Annotated in this window: 3 protein-coding genes; 1 reads left to right on the top strand and 2 read right to left on the bottom strand. The window is 67.8% G+C overall.

Translation table 11 applies throughout. The annotated features are described in order from the left end of the window. A partial coding sequence (locus AC5JJ6_RS28185) for an anthranilate synthase component I family protein (RefSeq protein WP_496045242.1) occupies nt 1-1,292 on the bottom strand: 1,292 nt, incomplete at its 3' end. 6 nt (nt 1,293-1,298) lie between these two features. Continuing rightward, nucleotides 1,299-3,179, bottom strand: coding sequence for a SurA N-terminal domain-containing protein (locus tag AC5JJ6_RS28180; protein WP_496045241.1), 1,881 nt, complete (start codon nt 3,177-3,179; stop codon nt 1,299-1,301). A 220-nt stretch (nt 3,180-3,399) separates the two neighbouring features. Here AC5JJ6_RS28180 and tpiA point away from each other — a divergent pair. Then, nucleotides 3,400-4,057 (top strand): triose-phosphate isomerase (gene tpiA / locus AC5JJ6_RS28175; protein ID WP_496045244.1); only part of this gene is annotated, 658 nt, incomplete at its 3' end.

The raw sequence follows: 4,057 nt of genomic DNA, 5'->3' as shown, positions 1-4,057 counted from the left end.
TAGACGCCGCGCCGGGCCTTTTCCAGCTCGTCGATGATCTCCATCGCCCGCACCTTCGGAGCACCCGAGACGGTGCCGGCGGGGAAGCCAGCGAACAGGGCGTCCAGCGCGTCGTGCTGCGGATCGATCGTCCCTTCGACGTTGGAGACGATGTGCATGACGTGCGAGTAGTACTCGATCACCATGCGCTCGGTCACCGTCACGCTGCCGATCTGAGCGACGCGGCCCACGTCGTTGCGCCCGAGATCCAGAAGCATCAGGTGTTCGGACAACTCCTTCGGGTCCGACAGCAGGTCGGCGGCCAGGGCCTTGTCTTCTTCGGGCGTGGCGCCGCGCTTGCGCGTCCCGGCGATCGGACGGATCGTCACCTTCCCGTCGCGCAGCCGCACCAGGATCTCGGGACTTGACCCGACGATGCTCAAGCCATCGCCGAAATCCAGGTACAGCAGGAAAGGCGACGGATTGAGCCGGCGGAGCGCCCGGTACAGGCTGAAGGGGGGCAGCTCGAAAGGCACGCTGAGACGATGCGACGGGACGACCTGGAAAATATCGCCGGCCCGGATGTACTCCTTCGCCCGCTCCACGATCGCATGGTATTCCTCCCGCGTCGTGTTGGACACGGGCTCCGGCAGCGGGCGCACCGCATTGGCCGCCTCACGCCGGTACGGCAGGTTGCGCTCCAGGTCGGAGATGGCGTCGCCAAGCCGCTCCAGCGCAAGGTCGTAGGCCAAGTCGGCGTTCATGCCGTCGGCCGGCCAGACTGGGGTAACCAGTGTGATCTGGTTCTGGATGCCGTCGAACACCGCGATGATGGTCGGCCGCATCAGGATGGCGTCGGGGATTCCCAGCATGTCCGGGTTGTCGTCCGGCAGGCGTTCGATCAGCCGCACCATGTCATAGCCGAGATAGCCGAACAGCCCGGCGGCCATGGGCGGCAATTCCGCCGGCAGATCGATCCGGCTTTCCGCCAGCAGCGAACGCAGGGCCTGAAGCGGCGGCTCGCCGCTGGGTTCGAACGCTTCCGCATCGACGCGGGCACGCCGGTTGATCTCGACCTTGTCGCGGTTGCAGCGCCAGATCAGGTCCGGCTTCAGACCGATGAAGGAGTACCGGCCACGGACCTCGCCGCCGGTCACCGACTCCAGCAGGAAGCAGTTGGACTGGCCGTCCGCCAGCTTGATCATCGCCGAAACCGGGGTTTCCAGATCGCTGACGAGGGTGGTCCAGACGACCTGCGGCTTGCCCGCCGCATAGGTTTCGCCGAAGCCGGAACGGGCGGGGAGCGCCTTCATGATGGGTCAGTTCCGCTGGAACATTGTATCGATGGTCGACTGGTGGATCGACACCGGGTAACGCTGACGAAGCGCATCGGTGAACTGGGCGAGCAGGTCGCCGGCCATCGCCTGCTGGACGCCCTGGCGCACCTGGGCCACCTGCGCATCGGCGGCAGCCGGATCGGCGCCCTGGATATCCCTCAGGCGGACGACGATCTGCCCGTCCTGGGTCGGCGCCGTCGCGACCTCGCCCTGCTTCATCTCGAACAGGCGCTGCACCAGTCCGGGAGGCAGTCCGCCGTTCTCGCGGCCCGCGCGCGTCAGGGCAGGGGTGACGCCCGCGACGGCGCCGGGGACGCTTGCCGCGATGTCCTGGGGCGTACTGCCGGCCTTCAGCCGTTCCTCGATCTCGCCGGCTTTCCTGGAAGCAAGCTGGGCGCGTTGATCCGCCTGCCAGGCGGCAATCACCTCGGCCTTGATGGTATCGAGCGGGCGGAGCGCCGCGGGCGTGATCGCGTCGACCCGCGCGATGAAATAGTCGCCGTCCGGCGTCTCCGTCAGCGTGGTGGCGGATCCCTGCTGCACACCGAAGGCGGCCTGGGCGACCTGCTGCGCCGCAGGCAGTCCTTCGACGGCGCCGCCGTCCGGCTTGCGGCCGCTGGCGTCGATCGCCGGAACCTCGATCAGCCGCAGGCCGAAGCGCTGCGCCACGTCCTCGATGCTGGCGCCGCCGGCCAGCGCGTCCTCGACCTTGTTCGCCGATTCGAAGACGGTATCCATGGCGCGGTCGCGCTTCACGTCGGCAAGCACTGTGTCGCGCACCTGCTCGAAGGCGCGCGTGCTGCCGGCTTCGATATCGCTTACCCGCACGATGTGCCAGCCTAGCGGGCTTTGCACGGGGGCGGTGATGCCGCCCTGCTGCAAGCCGAAAACCGGCCCGGTCAGTTCCGGCAGCAGGTCTTCCCGCGCCAGGCTGTTCAGCGTCAGGACCTCGGCTCCCGCAGCCGTAGCCGCTTCTTCCAGGCTTTGGCCCTGGGCGGCCGAGGACTCGATCTTGCGGGCGGTCGCTTCGTCCGCCACCAGCACCTGATCGACGGTCCGGCGCTCCGGCGTCTGGAACTCGGCCGCCCGGGCGTCGTAGGCGGCATGGAGATCTTCGTCCGAAACGGTGATGTCCTTGGCGATGTCCTCGACGGTCAGCTTGCCGACGGTCAGCTTGCGGAACTCGGGCGCGGTGAAGCGGACCGCCTTTTCCTGATGATAGGCCGCCAGGGCCGCATCGTCCGGAATGCCGACATCGCCCATGGCGGCATTCGGCACCAGGACGGTTTCGGCGATCCGCCGCTCCGCCTGACGGCGGAACAGGTCGTCTACCAGTGTGCCGGGCGCCTGAGCGCCGGCAGCGACGGCGCCGACGACCTGGGTTCGCTTGATCTCGGTGCGGAGCAGTTGGACGTAGGCGTCCTCGGTCAGCTGATTGGCCGCCAGCACGCGCCGGAATTGTTCCGGATCGAACTGTCCGAGCAGATTGTGGAAGGCAGGCTCCGCCCGAAGCTGGCCCAGCACCAGCGGATCGCCGACCCGCAGCCCGGCGTCATCAGCCGCCAGCGTCAGCAGATGCCGCTGGATGAGCTGGTCCAGCGTCTGGTTCACCAGACCCAGCGCACGCGCCTGTTCCGCATCGATCTGGCCGCCCAGCATCTGGCGCAGGCGGTTCACTTCCTGGCGGAAGGCGTTGTCCAGCTCGACCGTCGATATCTTCACGCCGCCGACCTCGGCCGCCGTCGTGTCGGTCCGGCCACGGAAAATGTCGCCGATGCCCCAGACCCCGAAGCTGAGGATCAGGAGGACGAACAGGATCTTCACGATCCAGGAGCCGACGGTGCTGCGCAGGGCTTGAAGCATGTTCCAACGTCTTGAAAGCGGGAGGCCGGGCGATCCGGCGCCAATAATCACGGTGCCGGGGACAAGACCCCCGACGGCGCGGCATCATAGGTGTCGGCCCGGACAGCGGCAACAGACGATTTACCACCCGCGCGACGGGCCCATAGTGTGGAAATTACCGCCCGCACTTGCTAAACAGTCCTCATCGCATACACCGCAATTGAAGATCGAGATGGAGCCCATGCCCGAGCGCCGCAAGCTGATAGCCGGAAACTGGAAGATGAACGGCCTCCGCGCCGCCGGGCTGGAACTGGCGAAGGATCTGGCGGGACGGCTGGGCGCCGCCGGCCCGGTGAAGTTCGACATGCTCGTCTGCCCCCCGGCGACTCTCGTCCATTCGGTCGCCGAAGCCGTGGCCGGCACCCCCTTGGCGGTCGGCGGCCAGGACTGCCACGTGTCGAAGTCGGGCGCCCATACCGGCGACATCAGCGCCGCGATGCTTGCCGATTCGGGCAGCACCCACGTCATCGTCGGCCATTCCGAGCGCCGCCAGAACCACGGGGAGGACGACGCGCTGGTTTCCGCGAAGGCATCCGCCGCGCACCAGGCCGGTCTGGTCGCGATCGTCTGCGTCGGCGAGACGCTGGAGCAGCGCGAGGCCGGCAAGGCGCTCGACGTGGTCGGGACCCAGGTCGCGGGTTCGATCCCAGCCGGCGCCACCGCCGCCAACACCGTGATCGCGTATGAGCCGGTCTGGGCGATCGGGACCGGCAAGACCCCTACGGCTGCCGACGTCGCCGAGGTCCACGCGCATATCCGCAAGGCCATCGACGGCCGGATCGAGAATCCCGGGCAGGCCCGCATCCTCTACGGCGGTTCGGTCAAGCCGTCGAATGCGG

Source organism: Skermanella sp. (assembly GCF_059503625.1).
The sequence above is the reverse complement of the archived record's forward strand: the minus strand, read 5'-3'. Positions and strand labels throughout refer to the sequence as shown.